At 43.3% G+C, this 16,928-nt stretch carries 13 protein-coding genes; 7 read left to right on the forward strand and 6 right to left on the reverse strand.

The genetic code is table 11. The annotated features are described in order from the left end of the window. Positions 1-174: 174 nt before the first annotated feature. Entirely contained in the window at positions 175-1,236 is a 1,062-nt protein-coding gene (locus AC5JM2_RS03940) for a cytochrome-c peroxidase (protein ID WP_495833609.1), read from the reverse strand. Between the two features lie 378 nt (positions 1,237-1,614). On the opposite strand from AC5JM2_RS03940, the gene AC5JM2_RS03945 reads away from it, so the two are divergent. Both AC5JM2_RS03945 and AC5JM2_RS03950 read left to right on the forward strand, forming a co-directional pair. Continuing rightward, entirely contained in the window at positions 1,615-2,718 is a 1,104-nt protein-coding gene (locus AC5JM2_RS03945) for an ATP-binding response regulator (protein WP_495833610.1), read from the forward strand. Then, positions 2,715-3,392 (forward strand): response regulator transcription factor, encoded by a 678-nt coding sequence (locus AC5JM2_RS03950; protein WP_495833611.1) that lies wholly within the window; start codon positions 2,715-2,717, stop codon positions 3,390-3,392. The genes AC5JM2_RS03945 and AC5JM2_RS03950 overlap by 4 nt, the downstream gene beginning before the upstream one ends. A 129-nt stretch (positions 3,393-3,521) precedes the next feature. Here the strand turns inward: AC5JM2_RS03950 and pirA are convergent, their stop codons facing one another. Further along, positions 3,522-3,677: an arginine synthesis PII-interacting regulator PirA gene (gene pirA, locus AC5JM2_RS03955; RefSeq protein WP_495833612.1), complete on the reverse strand. Its 156-nt coding sequence runs from the start codon at positions 3,675-3,677 to the stop codon at positions 3,522-3,524. Between the two features lie 142 nt (positions 3,678-3,819). On the opposite strand from pirA, the gene AC5JM2_RS03960 reads away from it, so the two are divergent. The 4 genes from AC5JM2_RS03960 (at position 3,820) to ppsA (ending at position 9,001) form a co-directional block, all read left to right on the forward strand. After that, the gene (locus AC5JM2_RS03960; protein ID WP_495833613.1) at positions 3,820-4,626 is read left to right on the forward strand and encodes an SAM hydrolase/SAM-dependent halogenase family protein; all 807 of its coding nucleotides are present in this window, start codon (positions 3,820-3,822) and stop codon (positions 4,624-4,626) included. 155 nt (positions 4,627-4,781) lie between these two features. Next, positions 4,782-5,435: a DUF2301 domain-containing membrane protein gene (locus AC5JM2_RS03965; protein ID WP_495833614.1), complete on the forward strand. Its 654-nt coding sequence runs from the start codon at positions 4,782-4,784 to the stop codon at positions 5,433-5,435. Then, positions 5,435-6,121 carry a YdcF family protein gene (locus tag AC5JM2_RS03970; protein WP_495833615.1) on the forward strand — a complete coding sequence of 229 codons (687 nt, stop codon included), beginning with the start codon at positions 5,435-5,437 and terminating at the stop codon, positions 6,119-6,121. The genes AC5JM2_RS03965 and AC5JM2_RS03970 overlap by 1 nt, the downstream gene beginning before the upstream one ends. Before the next feature lie 261 nt (positions 6,122-6,382). Next, positions 6,383-9,001: a phosphoenolpyruvate synthase gene (ppsA, locus tag AC5JM2_RS03975; protein WP_495833616.1), complete on the forward strand. Its 2,619-nt coding sequence runs from the start codon at positions 6,383-6,385 to the stop codon at positions 8,999-9,001. A 475-nt stretch (positions 9,002-9,476) separates the two neighbouring features. On the opposite strand, the gene AC5JM2_RS03980 is transcribed toward ppsA, so the two are convergent. Continuing rightward, a complete protein-coding gene (locus AC5JM2_RS03980; RefSeq protein ID WP_495833617.1) occupies positions 9,477-11,162 on the reverse strand; it encodes a DUF8738 domain-containing protein in 1,686 nt (561 codons plus the stop codon). Positions 11,163-11,778: 616 nt separating this feature from the next. On the opposite strand from AC5JM2_RS03980, the gene AC5JM2_RS03985 reads away from it, so the two are divergent. Further along, positions 11,779-13,029 (forward strand): glycoside hydrolase family 10-like protein, encoded by a 1,251-nt coding sequence (locus AC5JM2_RS03985; RefSeq protein ID WP_495833644.1) that lies wholly within the window; start codon positions 11,779-11,781, stop codon positions 13,027-13,029. 109 nt (positions 13,030-13,138) lie between these two features. Here the strand turns inward: AC5JM2_RS03985 and AC5JM2_RS03990 are convergent, their stop codons facing one another. From AC5JM2_RS03990 to AC5JM2_RS04000, 3 genes are all read right to left on the reverse strand, one after another. Then, on the reverse strand, positions 13,139-13,534 hold the full coding sequence (locus tag AC5JM2_RS03990) for a DUF4890 domain-containing protein (RefSeq protein WP_495833618.1): 396 nt from the start codon (positions 13,532-13,534) through the stop codon (positions 13,139-13,141). A gap of 350 nt (positions 13,535-13,884) precedes the next feature. Further along, positions 13,885-15,384, reverse strand: coding sequence for a site-2 protease family protein (locus AC5JM2_RS03995; RefSeq protein ID WP_495833619.1), 1,500 nt, complete (start codon positions 15,382-15,384; stop codon positions 13,885-13,887). A gap of 418 nt (positions 15,385-15,802) precedes the next feature. Further along, on the reverse strand, positions 15,803-16,897 hold the full coding sequence (locus AC5JM2_RS04000; RefSeq protein ID WP_495833620.1) for a hypothetical protein: 1,095 nt from the start codon (positions 16,895-16,897) through the stop codon (positions 15,803-15,805). Between the last annotated feature and the right edge of the window lie 31 nt (positions 16,898-16,928).

Raw genomic sequence — 16,928 nt, forward strand, 5'->3', positions numbered from 1 at the left:
AGCACCCATTCAAACCTCACAATAATTTAAGGCAGAAGCCCACCATTGACACTCCCACATCTTCTAGGTGTGGGAGTGTCAACAAAATCTATGTCCAGAAGACACGCGGCGCGAAGGATTTTGGTGAGGATAATGCGTAAGTCCTATTAAGATGAGACAAGTTGAAAAATTTTTCTATTTTTGATTTAATGCTGGGTGTTCTCCCGTCAGCGTACCAAGGAACAGAGCAATTGACTCAATGTCTTTTTGAGAGAGCGATCGCCCCAATTGATATTTCGTCATCACCTTAATCGCCTCCTCTAATGTTTTAACAGAACCATCGTGAAAGTAGGGATAAGTGAGTGCAACATTACGGAGGCTGGGCACTCGAAAGACAAACTTATCTGCCTCATTCTGGGTGACATTGTAGCGTCCTAAATCAGCGTATTTGACATTGCCGCGCTCGCGAAAGTAATCGCCCATCAGACCAAATTTTTCGTACAAATTACCTCCCAGATTCATCCCTTGATGACAGCTGACGCAGCCGTAAGCTTTGAATAATCGATAACCTTCTTTTTCTTCCTCAGTAATTGCTTTTTGATTACCGCGTAAGTACTGGTCAAAGCGCGAATTTGGAGTATAAAGTGAGCGCAAGTAGGTGGCGATCGCATCGTTAACGTTTGCCTTTGTCACTCCGTCGGCGTAGTTTTGAGTAAATGCCTGCATATACTCTGGAGTCTGTTGCAGTTTTGGTATCAAAACTTGCCAGTCGATTCCCATATCCGTTGGATTTTGTATCGCTACTTCTGTAAGGGCTTCTAGCGTTTTAAATTTACCATTCCAGTTCAAGCTGGGATTAAATGCTGCATTGTAAACAGTCGGTGTATTAACGTTACCGACTGTACGATTCACCCCAATGGAGAAAGCCACCTCATCTGCTCCCCCTGTGTTGAGATGATGGCAACTGAGACAGGAAACGCGATTATCCGCAGAGAGGCGCGGCTCGCGAAACAGTTTTTCACCCAATCCAACTTTGCTTTGATTCAGAGCAATTTTCAGTGGAATGGGTTGAATTGGCTCATCCACTAGAACTTTTTCTGGCTGAGTTAGGCTCGTTACGGTGACCGATTTGGGAGTTTGGACTTGCTCGCACCAAATTGCAATTAATGTTGCCAGAATAACTAATGCAACCAGATATAACCTTCGCAAGATTTGTCGGTTAATAAATGAGAATTTCATGCTAGGTTTCTGATACATTTGCTTTCTCTCATTAAGTACTATAGGAATCCGGTTTGATTTGGTGAATTACTCGTAAAGACAGGGAACAGGGAACAGGGAACGCTTAAGAAGCAATAAAAGTGTACCTAGCTTCGTCAAAAATCAAATACGAGTCCTATATGGGTTGATTTTTGATAAGAATCAAAACATATGATACGCATTTATCGATGGATGAAACAGAAGTTTAGTTTAAAACCTTTCTCCATTTTTAATAGAAGCAAACAAAATTGAATTATGCACTTGTGGGACAAAAAAGTTTAGCTTATACCAATCCCCGGCTGAACCTGTACTCTGGTCAGTGGTGGGAGGATGTTAAAATGATGTAGGATTGCAATAAGCAACACTTTATACTCCAGCATGAATTCCGGTCAATCTAAAGGAGACATCCTCATTGTTGATGACAAGCCGGACAACCTGCGGTTGTTGTCCGTGATGTTGACCGAGCGCGGCTATGACGTGCGGGCAGTGATGAGTGGTTCAGTTGCCCTGATGGGAGCGCAAGCACAGCCACCAGATCTGATTTTATTGGATATTAGTATGCCTGGTATGAATGGCTACGTCGTGTGTCAACATCTAAAAGCCAATCCACTGACCCAGGACATTCCCGTGATCTTCATCAGTGCGCTGAATGAGGTTTTGGATAAAGTCAAAGCCTTTTCAGTTGGAGGTATCGATTACATCACCAAACCGTTTCAAGAAGAGGAAGTCTTCGCTCGCATAGAGACACAACTCTCGTTACGGCAGATGCAAAGAATGTTACAAACGCAAAATGAACGCTTGCAGCAGGCAGAAGCAGATCTGCGTCAGGCACTGGATCAGGAGCGACAACTCAATCAACGTATTGAAGAAATGACCGCATTAGAAGAACGCAGTCGCATCGCTCGTGACATTCATGATTCCTTGGGACACTCCCTAGTGGCGCTGAACATTCAAATGGAAACGGCGCTTAACCTTTGGAAAGATGCTCCCCAGAAGGCTTATGAGTTTTTAGTTGAAGCCAAACAATTAGGATCACAGGCATTGAATAATGTTCGCGAATCAGTTGCGGATATGCGAGCCGATCCCTTACAAGGTCAGTTGTTGGAGAAGGCGATCGCCTCCCTCGCCCAAGAATTTCACAACACTACAGGAATTGCACCCAAATGTCATACTGATTTCTCGCTGCCCTTCTCTAACTCTGTGAATACAGTTGTGTATCGTATCGTACAGGAAGGTTTGACCAATATCTCTAAACATGCGAAAGCAACGGCGGTGCAGTTGCAGATTCAAACTACACCTACTGAATTGTCCCTCACACTGCAAGATAACGGCAAGGGCTTCTCTATGAATGGACACCAGACAGGTTTTGGACTACAGGGAATGCGCGAACGAGTGCTGGCAGTGGGCGGACAACTGGAAGTTACCAGCGAGCTTGGAAATGGTTGTAGAATTACAGCTAAATTCCCCAGGGTGACAGCATGATTCAGGTTCTGCTAGTCGAAGATCAAGAAGTTGTACGACGGGGTTTGAAAACTTTACTAGAAATAAAACCCGACTTGCAAGTGGTTGGAGAGGCAAGTAACGGTCAACAAGCTATTGACCTGGTTAAATCACTGCATTTGAGATCTCAGCCGCCGGATATTATTCTGATGGATATTCGCATGCCAGTGATGGATGGTGTCACCGCTACTCAACAACTGTGCCAACAGTTTCCGGGCATCAAAATTTTAGTACTCACCACCTTTGATGATACCAAGTATGTGTCGCAAGCTCTACACTTTGGAGCAAAGGGCTATTTGTTGAAAGATACGCCTTTGGAGGAACTGGCAGAAGCTGTCCGCAGCATCCATAAAGGTCACACTCAGTTTGGTCCCGGCATTATAGAAAAAATCATTGCTAATACCCCCTTAACAGACCCACCAGCAGACTCTCAAGAACTCCCACCAGGATTAGCAGAACTCACACCTAGGGAAAAGCAAGTCTTACAAATGATTGCAGCAGGTTCTAGTAATCGAGAAATTGCTCAGGAACTCTTCCTCTCAGAAGGGACAGTCAGAAACCATATCTCGCATATTTTGACTCGCTTGAATTTGCGCGATCGCACTCAAGCTGCGATTCTAGCCAATACCTTTCCCTCTTATTTAGAGAATCCATAGCCAACTCCTGACTTATGACTCTCCAACCAAGAGCGATCACAAACAATTGAGAACCGTAAGAAAACATAAAAACCCGCCGAAGCGGGCTGCACACAACAAAACTATGAACTAGAACAATAAAATCTTGACTTAGCTAAAGTACCTCATTTCAGCTTCCAATTGGCGAACCAAACTGTCGTCGCCTTTGGCTCTAGCGACTTCTAAGCGATGTTGTAAGCTTCTGATGATATTCAGTTGATGTGCTTTCCGTGCCTTTTTTACGACTTCCACTCTGTTCTTAATCATTTAATCATTTACCTACTGTGTTTCTATAAATATCACTTTTTCCTAACATAACACGATTTTCGTAGCTTATGTTACAGACAAAAGAAATTTAATATATATTAATCAACCAGAAATATATTGCATCCAGATGCATCCTCATCTCATGATCACTATGCTCAGCGATTTTGGCGATCGCGATATTTATGTTGGCGTCATGAAGGGAGTTATTTCCCAAATCAACCCAGAACTGAGAGTGATAGACTTGACGCACCAAATACCGCCGCAAAATATTGCAGCGGCTAGGTTTTGCCTGATGAATGCTTACCCTTACTTTCCGGATGGCACAGTGCATTTAGCAGTCGTCGATCCGGGTGTAGGAGGAAGGCGACGAGCGATCGCAGTAGAATTTGCCAATGGGTATCTAGTCGGACCAGATAATGGTATCTTTAGCGGATTATTGAGTCAAAGTCCGGCGATGCTCCAGCAGGGAGACTCACTCAGGGCAATCGCAGTTGTAGAATTAACAAACCCTGATTACTGGAGAACTGCTCAACCCTCCAGGACTTTTCACGGGAGGGATATCTTTGCACCAGTTGCTGCACACCTTGCCTGCGGAGTCCCCTTGACAGAACTGGGGAATCTCATTGATTCCGCAGCTTTGGTACAACTGGACATAGCAGAATGTATTTTAACAGAAACTGGTATTGTAGGTTCGATTCAATATATTGACCACTTCGGTAACTTAGTCACCAACATTCCAGAGAGTTACATCCAAGCCAAAACCTGGTATGTCAAAGCAGCTGGGTTAACGATCAGAGGATGTGAAACTTATAGTGATGTCAAAGTTGGGGATGCGATTGCACTGGTTGAAAGTCACGGCTGGGTAGAAATTGCCATCAATAGCGATAACGCACAATCACAGTTGCACCTCAAGTTTGGAGATACAGTAGAAGTAGCTTTTGAAAGCTAGCGGTTTTTTGTCAGCCCAGGAGCGAGCGTCAGATGAAAATTTCTCAAACCTCAGCCAAGATAACACACCAGAAAAGATTCTTATCATAGAAATTGTAGGTAAAAAATTTTTGGTTATCACGACCAACTCATTCAAATCCTAAATCTAAAACTGCTATGATTCAACAAACAGTATCTGCACCAGAAATTTATCAAGGTCAGTTTGGCGAATTTACGATAACTGAGGGCGATCGCACAGGCGTAATCATCTACCGCGCTGGGTTAATGGTAGCTGCGGTGAGTTTTGCCATAGGCAGCGCTTTGGTTTTGCTAAACAATAACCCAGATTTTAAACTACTAACCCTTTTGTATGCCTGTTTCAGTGTTGGTCTTGGTATTAGTTTACTAACGATTCACATATACATGGCATTTCTGCACCGAGTTTTACAAGTTTTTTGGGTTATTGGCAGTGTCACTGCAGTCATACTGGCATTATCTAGCAGTGAACCTTTAGCTATAACCATTTACACTCAACCACTCACCTTGCTAGGAGTAGGCTTTATCTTTGCAGCCTTAACAGGGATTTACTTCAAAGAAGCATTTTGCTTTAATCGTTTTGAAACCAAGATACTGACACCCATGATTCCATTGCTGTTGCTGGGACATATGTTTGGTATTTTGCCAATACAGGCAGAAAAGGTCATACTCGGACTGTGGGCAATTTTGTTTTTGGTGTTTGCCATACGCAAGGCAATACAAGCAATTCCTCCGGATATTGGAGATAAATCTGTGTTTGAATATCTGAAAGCAAATCGTTCAGATAAGGTGTAATGCCTGCAAAAGTTCCTTACAAAAAACAAAAATTCCCTCAAATTCGTTTACTAAAACGGCGACAAACGTGGACGCTTACCCTTCAAGGATGGGTGAGTGTGTTTGCAACTGCCGTTCTTTTTTTTATTTTCACGATCACTCACATACATTCATTTCTGGCAGTCACTTCTCCCATCAAAGCAGATGCACTAGTAGTGGAAGGATGGGTAACAGATGAAGCACTTCAACAAGCGTTTCGCGAATTTTCCAACAATTCCTATCGGCAAATTTTTACAACAGGAATTCAGGTGGAAAGAGGGTTTTATCTAGCTGAATACAACAATTATGCAGAAATTGCCGCAGCCACTCTCAAAAAACTGGGCGTCCCAAAAGAAAAACTAGTCGTTGTTCCTACACCTCACGTTATTAAGGATCGTACTCATGCATCTGCTGTGGCATTTCGTCAATGGCTGTTAAATTCAAATGACCAGTTAGAATCAGTTAATCTGTTTACGAATGACGCCCATGCTCGTAGAAGCTGGTTGATATACAAACAAGTCCTTGCTCCCATCAAAGTAGGTGTGATTGCTGCGAATCCATCAGATTACGATCCAAAGAAATGGTGGGTTTCTAGCGAAGGTGTGCGAACAGTCATTTCTGAAGTTATCGCTTTTATTTATGCGCTATTTGTAAATTGGAAAGTTTGAAGAAAACGTAGTTTTACAATCACTTTCTTTTAATACCAATTCTCCATGATAGCTTGCGTGGCGTAGCCATAGATGCACTTAATATTTATTAAACGAACCGCCAAGACGCCAAGGACGCCAAGAATGAAAGAGTAAGTATTAAGTGCAAGTTTACAGAGAAATGGTATCAGACATCCTCTTAGGAACTAGCCTGCCCGATTTTTTCGGGGACAATGCGTCATCAAAATTATCAAAGAAGGAATTACCAAAGGAGGTAAATATATGAGTTCCTATGTGCTTGGTTTTCCGGACATTGACAAAACAAAAATCATGGTTGTTGGGGGTAAAGGCGCGAACCTGGGGGAACTTTCCAGGATTGAAGGAATATGCGTACCAGATGGCTTTTGTATTTCTACTGAAGCCTTTAAAAGAATCATTGGGGAAACGTCGTCGATTAATGAATTACTTGATCAGTTATCGCATCTATTGGTGGAAGACCGGGATAAAATCGGTGAACTTAGCGGTGAGATTCGCAGGGTCATCGAAGGGATAGCCATCCCTGAAGACATTAATGAAGAGATCACCCGCCTTCTCTCCAGACATGGAGAAAAAAATGCCTATGCAGTACGATCCAGCGCAACTGCGGAGGATTTACCGACAGCCTCCTTTGCAGGCCAGCAAGATACGTATCTGAACATTATCGGAAAGAAGGCAATCTATCAGCATATCAGCAAGTGTTGGGCATCGCTATTTACCGAGAGGGCAGTAACTTACCGCCTTCAAAACGGCTTCGACCACCGTAAAGTCTACCTGTCTGTGGTTGTTCAGAAGATGGTCTTCCCGCAGGTGGCAGGAATTTTGTTTACTGCCGATCCCGTCACTTCTAATAGGAAGGTGTTATCCATTGATGCCAGTTTCGGACTTGGTGAGGCCCTGGTCTCCGGACTGGTGAATGCTGATATCTATAAAGTGTGCAACGGCAAGGTTATCGATAAGAAGATATCCACCAAGAAGCTGGCTATTTATGCTTTAAAAGATGGTGGTACGAAAAAACAGGAGATTGAGCCTGAGCGGCAGAATAGCCAAGCGCTGACGGATGAGCAGATCTTGCAGCTGGAGGGCATGGGCAGAAAGATCGAAGCACATTTCGGCCACCCCCAGGACATCGAATGGTGTTTAGTTGACGATATATTCTATATCGTTCAGAGCCGACCCATCACCACTTTATACCCTATCCCTGAAGCGAATGATCAGGAGAATCACGTCTATGTTTCTGTCGGTCATAACCAAATGATGACCGATGCCATGAAGCCATTAGGACTGTCTTTTTTCCTGTTAACAACGTATGCGCCCATGCGTATAGCCGGAGGAAGGTTGTTTGTTGATATTACAGCGACGTTGGCTTCACCAGTCAGCAGAGAAACTGTATTAAACGTCACATTGGGAAAATCTGATCCGCTCATGAAAGATGCACTTACAACCATCATAGAGCGGGGAGATTTTATAAAATCGTTGCCTGATGATCAGAGTCCCGGCAAAAGCAGTCAAGGTCGATCACCTGCGGATTTTCAAACCCTAAACGACTACGATCCGGCGGTTGTTGCTGATTTGATTCAACAGAGTCAAACCTCGATCGAAGCGTTAAAACAAACCATCCAAACGAAATCAGGATTGGAGTTGTTTGCTTTTATCCTGGAAGACATACAGCAATTAAAAAAGAGTTCATCTGATTCGCAAAGTTTTGGTGTGTTTATGACGGCGATGAATGCTTCATTCTGGCTCAATGAAAAAATGATGGAATGGTTAGGTGAAAAAAACGTAGCAGACACGCTTTCTCAATCTGCACCCAACAATATCACTTCAGAAATGGGTCTGGCGCTATTGGATGTCGCGGATGTGATTCGTCCTTACCCAGATGTGATTGAGTATTTACAACAGGTAAAAGATGATAACTTTCTGGATGAACTGATTAAGTTTGAGGGTGGACAGGAAGCCAGGAATGCTATCTATGCTTATCTAAACAAATACGGAATGCGATGTGCCGGGGAAATCGATATTACAAGACCTCGTTGGAGCGAAGAACCAACTACGCTTGTCTCCCTCATTCTCAGTAATATCAAAAACTTTGAGCAGGGTGAAAGCAATCGCAAATTTGAGCAAGGACGACAGGAAGCTTTGAAAAAAGAACAAGAGTTATTAGAGCGATTGAAGCAATTACCAGATGGTGAACAAAAAGCCAAAGAAACAAAACGAATGATCGACCTAATCCGGAATTTAATCGGTTATCGTGAATATCCAAAATACGGCATAGTCAATCGCTACTTCGTTTATAAGCAGGCTTTACTGAAAGAAGCCGAACAACTCGTACAAGCCAACGTTATTCATGAAAAAGAAGATATATACTATCTCACTTTTGAAGAACTTCGCGAGGTTGTACGCACCAATAAATTGGATTATCCGATCATTAGCAATCGAAAAAACGAGTACAAAATCTATGAAAAACTAACTCCGCCACGTATTATCACCTCTGACGGTGAAATCATTGCAGGTAAGTACAAACGAGAGAATCTCCCAGCCGAAGCTATTGTAGGTCTACCTGTTTCTTCTGGAGTTATTGAGGGACGAGCACGTGTCATCTTAAACATGGAAGATGCTGATCTAGAAGATGGAGATATATTAGTCACCTCCTTTACTGACCCTAGCTGGACACCATTATTTGTATCTATAAAAGGTCTAGTCACCGAAGTTGGTGGACTGATGACCCATGGAGCAGTTATCGCACGTGAATATGGCTTACCAGCAGTTGTCGGAGTGGATAATGCTACCAAACTGATAAAAGATGGGCAACGAATTCGCGTGCATGGAACAGAAGGGTATGTAGAAATCCTATACAGGACTTAGGCAACTGGCACAGGCGTTAAGCGTTTGCGTAAGCGCAAGCGCACGCCAAGGGCTAACGCGTAGCGTGTCCCCTTGGGACTCAGCGCGCCCTATGCCTAACGGCACGCTTCCGCTATCGGCGCTAGCTCTCCGTTTGCGTAGCGCCCCTCTTAGGGGCTAGGAATCGCTCCATGTTAGTACATGTGTATTGGCAAGACTGACGCAACTGGTACAGGGCGTTAAGCGTTTGCGCCAGTTGCGTCAGTCCTGATCAATAACAGAGACTACCCAGCTTTCCTTAGATTGGCAGACTAGTAGCGCGTCCACACCAAAATGTTGGGTTGAGGCTGCAGGGGCGCAAGGGAGAAGGAAAACAGACAAAGTGCGCCGATTAACTTCTACCCAACAAAATAGACTAGACGCGCTACTAGTAGGAGACGAGAACAGTTTAGAGGTTATAAGTTTTTCCTATTCCCTGTCTCCAATTTTCTATCCTTTACTGATAGCGACTGCTTATTCGGTTCCAAGCGTTGACTATGAGCCGTAAATCTTTGGATAGGCTATTTTGAGAAATGTCGTTGTATTTAACCGTACCATCGCGGCTAGTCAGAGTGTATGTGATGTAATCAGCAGCGCCGTTGGGTGCTGGATAATTTAGGTTTTGGAATTCATCGCTTTGCCGTTCAAGCAATTGCTGAAACCTTTTTACTTGTTCTAGAGGAATGCGGCGAATGCTACGCTCAGAATCATTTGTATCACCCATCCGAACACGAATCAGACGTCCGTCGTCGAGCAAAACAGTTTCGTATGTTCTGCCAGCAAAGCCACCACTGGAGATTTGTCGAAAAATGACACTGCTATCTAAAGGTTGTGGTAACTCACTTCTGGGGATAGAAATTGGCTTGAGCGATCTATTATCATCAGCAACTGAGCTAGCCTTTTCATCCAGAAAAACACCACCTGATTCGCCAACACGATAAACCAAGCGTTGTTGTCCATCACTGACAGTGACCTGCCAACCTGGTACTATAACTGCAGCGCATGGAGTTGACGGATCTGCTAGACCCAAACAACTATCGGGCCATTGTCTTTGTTTCACTTCAACTATCCGTACTTGCGAAATGGGTGCTCCTAAACGCTTAGAGGCTCGTACCAAAACTCTCTCAGCAATGTCTTTGGGTAAGTTAACATTAGGTGTTTCACCATACTGCTGTGAAAGTTGAATTCGAGAACCGCGCTCATCAGTGAAAAACACCCAACGATTTAGCCCAGCAGCGACTGTAACTTGCCAACCAGAAATGGCGTTGTCACAAGGATAAGCATTATTCTGAAGCTCGCACCCATTCCATCGAGTTGGTTGAGATGCAACAATCGAGAGCGAACTTGCAGGTAAACCCGACTCTTCAGTTGCCCGACGCAACACAGCATCTCTGACTATTGCGGGTAACTTGCCTTCACTGAAGTTGCTTTCCTTTTTATTAAACCTGATTTTGGAACCTGTTGCATTGGTATGATAAACCAAGGTTTGATTAGTTGCTTTGACAACGACCCGCCAACCCTTTTCTAAAGCCTGAGTACAAGCTTCATCTGACCTTGGTAAGTTCAAACAGCCATTGTTCCAAGTCCGCTGTTGAGCTTGAATGATAGTAAACTCAGACGTTGGTAAATTCAAGCGTTGAGATGCGGCTTGCAAAACAGCATCCTCTATATAATTTGGAAAGTTTTGTGGCAGACTTGTCAGAATATACGGATTTGCTAAGCGAATAGAACGCCCATTGCTATCGGTATGATAAATCCATGTTTGATTACCATTCGAGAGGACAACTCGCCAACCAGGAACTAATGCTTGAGTGCAAAGTTCGTCTGGATTCGGTAAATCCATGCATCCGTTACGCCAAGTCCGTTGAGTGTAGTCAATAATTTCTAGTTTTTTAGTCGCAGTTGGTTCTCGGTTAGATAAATCTTGTAATATCGCAGAAGCAACTGTACGCGGTAAGTTATTTGTTTTAATATTTTCTTTTACGACTTGGTTTGCTGTATCTGCAAAATAGTTTGCCGGGGCAGCAGTCGCACTTTTTATAGGTGAGAAACTGCAACCAACAGACAAAATCCCAGATAAAACTAACGCTGTGAAAAATTGTGCTTGTTTCGTAGTACTATAATTTTTGAGAGTGTTTTTCATAGAAGTGAGATAAAGTTCGGTATAGTGAAGATAATAAATTTAACGTTTGTATATTAGTCAATAGATATTAGTATGTGTCAACATACAGAAACTAATAACTAGAAACTCTATCCAGAACAAATGAGTTTATTATCCCTCATAATAAGAAGGATTTGGGATAATTAAAGCGCCTCTGTTTCGAGGCAGATGTGAAGACAGACGCTACTATTATTGTCTATTGTTCCTTTGTTTTTATACTAGATTTAGGTCAGGTGAAAATACCTCACCCTACTGAGTGACCTGATTGGGTGATTTAGAGAGAGATAAACTCAGAAGGATTACTGATTGACATCCTCCCCAAGAAAGCAACTCGGCTCTTGATGGGAATTCGGGCAGGCTCACGCGCAAGAGTTCAGTGCTTATTCGGTTGTGAGCTTCGATGTCGAGTATATGTTAGCACATATAATCGACCAGACGGCAGAAACTATAAATCTTGAAAAAAGAAAAACAATATATGTTACTAGTATCCCTAAGCGGGCATGCTATGTACAAGCAACTATAGCAACTTCTGCCCATTGCTCTAAGTCACTGTTGATAGTTTTCTCATACAAAATCTAATTTTTTTTACAAGTAGATGATGAAAAAATTGGTGAAGTGGTGCAACAAGCTTCTATCGCAGGAATCTCTGGCAATTAAGAAACAGTCATTTTTCGCACTTTTGGTAGGTTTAAGTATGGTAGGTGCAATTCTGCTTTCGTTTCCTTTATATGCTCAAAATACTCCTTTGCGTCCGCAGACATCTGAGTTACGGGGGGTGTGGTTAACGAATATAGATAGTAATGTGCTCTTTGCGCGCGATCGCCTGCAAAACTCTTTACAAAGTCTGAAAAACCTAAACTTTAACACTGTATATCCTACTGTTTGGAACTGGGGTTGGACACTGTACCCGAGCAAAGTGGCACAAAAAGTTACTGGGCGATCGCTTGATCCAGCCCCAGGACTGCAAGGTCGAGATATACTCAAGGAAATTGTCACAGTCGGGCATCAAAAAAACCTAACAGTCATTCCCTGGTTCGAGTTTGGCTTTATGGCACCTGCTGACTCACAACTCGCCAAAAATCGTCCGCAATGGCTGACCAGCCGCCGTGACGGTAGTAAAATTTGGAAAGAAGGTGCTGAGAACCGGGTTTGGCTTAATCCCTTTCACCCTGAAGTTCAACAATTTATACAAGATTTAGTTGTCGAAATCGTTAAAAACTACGACATTGATGGTATTCAATTTGATGACCATTTCGGCTTGCCTTCTGAATTGGGATACGACGCCTACACAGTCGCATTGTACAAAAAAGAACATCGTGGTCAAGCTCCTTCAACAAATTTTCAAGACGCTGAATGGGTACGGTGGAGAGCTAATAAAATAACTGACTACATGAAACGGGTCTTCCAGGCAATAAAAGCGACTAAGAAAAATTGTCTTGTTTCGGTAGCGCCTAATCCTCAGGACTTTTCCTACAAATCCTTTTTAGCAGATTGGCAAACGTGGGAACGGAACGGACTTATTGAAGAACTGGTTATACAAATATACCGCGATGACTTAAATGCCTTTGTCAAAGAACTTGAGTGCCCAGAAGTGAAAGCGGCACAAAGTCATATACCAGTAAGCATAGGTATTATGACTGGGTTAAAAGCTAAACCCATATCCATCCAACAAATACAAACACAAATACAAAAAGTACGAGAACGCAACTTTGCTGGAGTCTCATTCTTTTTCTACGAAAGCCTATGGAATATGACTGGTGAAACACCACAACAACGTCAAGCTGGTTTCCAGAAAATTTTCCCAACATCAGTTGCTTATCCAAATCTGCTGGCTGGTTGGAAACCTTAACAAGTAGAAAACTGGGCAGAAAAAGTAGGGGCGGGTTTGAAAACCCACCCCTACTTCAAAATTCAAAAAAGAGCTAATTGTTCGTCAGAGCAGAGATTTTTGCCTTAATTTACTGGCTTTGGCGCTTTTGTTGACGCATTTGCTTCCATTGTTGCTGCTGTTCTGGAGTCAGCACGGCTTGCATCTGAGTTTTGGCAGTCTGCCTAATTTCTTTCATTTTCGCTTTTTGGTCAGCAGTCAGATTCAAGTTCGCCCTTTTATGTTGTTGCCTAGCCTGCTCCTTTTGAGTCCGTTGCTCTGGAGTGAGCAGCGCATCAATTTGTTGTTCACTAGATTTGTGAATTTCTTCCATTTTTGCCTTTTGCTCAGGAGTCAGGTTCAACTTCGCTTGCCATGCCTCTGCACGGCTGCCTGGAGCTGCAACAGCAGCATGGCTAAAAATTACCGGGGAGGTAGCGAACATGACCATGATAGCTGCGGGCAAAAGCAAAGCTTTCATCTTCATAACAAAAGTCGAAATTTATTGTAGGTTTAGGTGGGCAACAAGGGATCCGCTTGTTGTATTATCTTAGACTGGGCAAAAATGAAAATAGTTCAATGAAACTGAAGAAAAACTTTTGGGAGTGTATTTTATCGTCGCTTCGCTCCTGGGTGTGGGGTGTGGGGTGTGGGGAAAACTTTCATGCTTCGTAAGTTCCACACCCAGGAGCCGAGGTTAAGACCCCACCGTCTTTTACGGTGTACACAATTGGTTAGGCGCTAGATCGATCCAATTGACCCTACACCCTACACCCTACCCCCTACACCCTATTAAAAGTTTTGTATTAACCACTACAGTTTTCCCAGAATGAAAGTTTAACCGCCAATTCCCAGACGCCCAGCTAAACCCGGAGTGAGTGGAAGCAGAGTAGCAACCATCAAAAACAAAGCCAAAAGACCCAAAGCAGCGCGTGCATCATCGGGTTCGCTAATTTCATTCAAGCTGGGACGTTCTAAATCTCGTTGTAAAAACACAATCACAATTGCCCAGTACAAAGCTAAAGGAGTACCCAGAGACACTAACACCAGCACAATTAGAGTTGCTACTGTTGCTCGTCCTGCAATTTTTCGTCCATAAATCGCTTGGACAATACGACCACCATCTAGTTGACCTGCTGGCATTAAATTTAAAGCAGTAACGACCAACCCTAACCAACCAATGACGACAAGTGGATGTATATCGACCATTGGTGATTGTAATGCCGAACCAAGAATAACTCGCGCCAAAGTTCCCACCAGAATTGAACCAGAGAAAAACTCATTTTGCAATTGAAATAGACTACCTTTGTGAGAAAGTAGCAATCCAGCCACCAACATTAATAAGGATACAATTCCTCCAGCCGCCGGTCCTGCTAAGGAAATATCGAATAGTACCTTGCGGTTAGGTAGTAAAGATTCAAAACGGGTAATAGCACCGAAAGAACCAATTTGTATAGCGGGAAGAAAGTAAGGCAAACTGAGGCGAACCTGATGACGACGGGCGAGTAACCAATGACCGATTTCGTGAGCTATCAAAACTGTTAAAATTCCAGCACCGATGGGTATAACCTCTCGGAAGCGTTCTGGGTTGGAAAAGAAATCAAAATTCAGGAGTAGCCCTGCAGTTTCCAAACTTGTAGCAATTGTTGCTACCAGCAAGACAACAGCAAAAACTTTCTGCGGTAATGTCATCGGACGTGGGTCATTGCGACTGGGAAGCACAATGAATACAGGTTTGCCATCTGTATTTTCCACTAAAAATAGACGATATTTATCACCTAAACGTTCTTGCAAACTCGCAGTTAGAGTGTTATGAACCGCTTCTGGCTCTCCTCGCAGGTTTCCTTTAAAGATAGCCCCTTCCTGGTAAGCAATGGTTTCTGTGGTAAAAAAGGTATCAAGGCCGAAAATACCTTTAATCATGTTCAAGTCTTCTTCAGGAATTGATAAGACTTCGGGTTTTAACTGTGCAGTTCCTTCCGGAAGATTGGAATTATTTGTAGGACTACCTTGCTGCTGGGCATCAGCTTCAAGCCTTTGCGTTGCCCGTTGCTTGAGTATTGCATCTTGTCCGGCTGCTCGCAACTGTCTTCCTAAAAAGACGTACACTCCGGCGGATACGATTAACAAGAACAATATGCCTACTATATTGACGTAAATTCCAGCTGCAAACAAACCAAAAAACAGCAACCAAGGAATCATCAATACCACCGACTGTAACCAGGCTAAGATTCCCAGCTTGCCATAAGGTCTGGCGCGATAAAAGCCCCAACCTAAAATTCCGAAAGCGACCAGCACAACAGTGGCGACAATAGGTGTTTCTGAAGAAGTCAACATCTTTTAACCTTTTTAAACTTTTGCTTTTGAAACCAAGCCTGAGTAAGTCAGTTGTTCGCCGATATTAAACGGATATTAATAATTTATAACGAGGCTGTCGCTGATTAAAGATTGATGTGGCGAATTAGCGTGATATTGAGTCAGGCTTAATTATAGCGGTTCTGATTTGAATCACATACATCACCACAAATAATGTGAAAGTGCATGCACTTTCACAACAGAAATTTTCTCCCTTACACTCTACACTCCTACACCCAAGCGTCTTGGTCATATAAGTGAATTGCGTGCCTCCCAACAGAGGAGGCACGCATTACCACTCTGTTCAAGTGGACTTGACATTCAAAAAGTATTATGCAGTCTGGGACAAACTTGCTTGATTCGTGAAACTGAGTTTTTCGGTGTTAAATTTATTTCCGTATTAGTTCCCAATAGGTGGAGCAAGAGCTACACGCGGAGTTCCACCACCACCGACGCTATTTGAGCTATTGTTATCAACAATGTAAAGTGCCTGAAATAGCTTCATAAAGTCTTCATAAAATGAACCATTAGATCCCTCGAAATCGTAACCAAAGGTGTTGCGAAACTCTTGTGTGACTCCATTTTCTACTGCAAAGTAGTGAGCATCCCAGCCTGCGTCGTCAACAACGTAAGCACCATAATCTTGCAAGGCATGAAATAACTTTTTAGCAGCAGGTGTTTCCAAGTTGAGATTTTGTTCGGTTACGTATGCAGGAATTGCCAATAGTGTCCCCTGTACCAGGGAAGGGTTTTTACCGTAGTATTGGTTGGCTGCATTGGCATCAGCTCTATCTGCAGGCCAGCGATACCCAGGATTAGACTTAGAGTAGTAGAGATATTTGTTACCCCAAATGACAACTTTTAAGGCATGACGAATTGATTGATCGCTGGTTAGTTCACCTTTGCGAATAGAACCACCAATCGACGAAAGACCAGAACCAAAATGTGCTCCGCCAATTCCATCACCGTAAATATCAAGATTTGGATAACGCCAACCGTAGATGTCGCCTCCTGTTTTACAGCGAGCAAGAGGTTCAAGCTGTATTAGAGTTTTTCCATCAGGCATCAAAAAGGCTGATGGATTGTTGGGGGTGCTATATGGGTTGCTCGTGGCGTCTGGAACGATAAGGTCGTCTGGAATCGCCAGCCAGGTGTTCATAGATGTGGTGCCTTTACAGCGTCCTTCACCCCAAGCACCAGGAGCATAAACTTGACGCCACGGATCACTATCCTTGAGTTTGAACAAATATTCTTTGTCTGCTGCAGCATAGCCCGCTTTTCCAATATTTGCGGGAATGTAATTTGCACTCGAACCAATTGGCATATTCCAAGGTGATGTGGATGCAAATGGCCAAAGAAATTTGTCACGTGTAGAGGTTTGGCCAGGACTCGGGGTTGCAAAACAGCCAATAACTAGAGCGGCAATCACACTAGCGATAAATGCAACTGCGTAAGACATCCGCTTACGCCTTGTCAAAGGTTGAGTAATGCTCATGAAAAAGCCACCCCTCAATTATTTTTCGTAA

The organism is Brasilonema angustatum (genome assembly GCF_059505445.1).

Coding starts and splice junctions, on each gene's coding strand:
- AC5JM2_RS03995 (WP_495833619.1), bottom strand. CDS start 15,384: ATGTTGACTTCTTCAGAAACACCTATTGTCGCCACTGTTGTGCTGGTC.
- AC5JM2_RS03965 (WP_495833614.1), top strand. CDS start 4,782: ATGATTCAACAAACAGTATCTGCACCAGAAATTTATCAAGGTCAGTTT.
- AC5JM2_RS03985 (WP_495833644.1), top strand. CDS start 11,779: ATGAAAAAATTGGTGAAGTGGTGCAACAAGCTTCTATCGCAGGAATCT.
- AC5JM2_RS03950 (WP_495833611.1), top strand. CDS start 2,715: ATGATTCAGGTTCTGCTAGTCGAAGATCAAGAAGTTGTACGACGGGGT.
- AC5JM2_RS04000 (WP_495833620.1), bottom strand. CDS start 16,897: ATGAGCATTACTCAACCTTTGACAAGGCGTAAGCGGATGTCTTACGCA.
- AC5JM2_RS03980 (WP_495833617.1), bottom strand. CDS start 11,162: ATGAAAAACACTCTCAAAAATTATAGTACTACGAAACAAGCACAATTT.
- pirA (WP_495833612.1), bottom strand. CDS start 3,677: ATGATTAAGAACAGAGTGGAAGTCGTAAAAAAGGCACGGAAAGCACAT.
- AC5JM2_RS03945 (WP_495833610.1), top strand. CDS start 1,615: ATGAATTCCGGTCAATCTAAAGGAGACATCCTCATTGTTGATGACAAG.
- ppsA (WP_495833616.1), top strand. CDS start 6,383: ATGAGTTCCTATGTGCTTGGTTTTCCGGACATTGACAAAACAAAAATC.
- AC5JM2_RS03940 (WP_495833609.1), bottom strand. CDS start 1,236: ATGTATCAGAAACCTAGCATGAAATTCTCATTTATTAACCGACAAATC.
- AC5JM2_RS03970 (WP_495833615.1), top strand. CDS start 5,435: ATGCCTGCAAAAGTTCCTTACAAAAAACAAAAATTCCCTCAAATTCGT.
- AC5JM2_RS03990 (WP_495833618.1), bottom strand. CDS start 13,534: ATGAAGATGAAAGCTTTGCTTTTGCCCGCAGCTATCATGGTCATGTTC.
- AC5JM2_RS03960 (WP_495833613.1), top strand. CDS start 3,820: ATGATCACTATGCTCAGCGATTTTGGCGATCGCGATATTTATGTTGGC.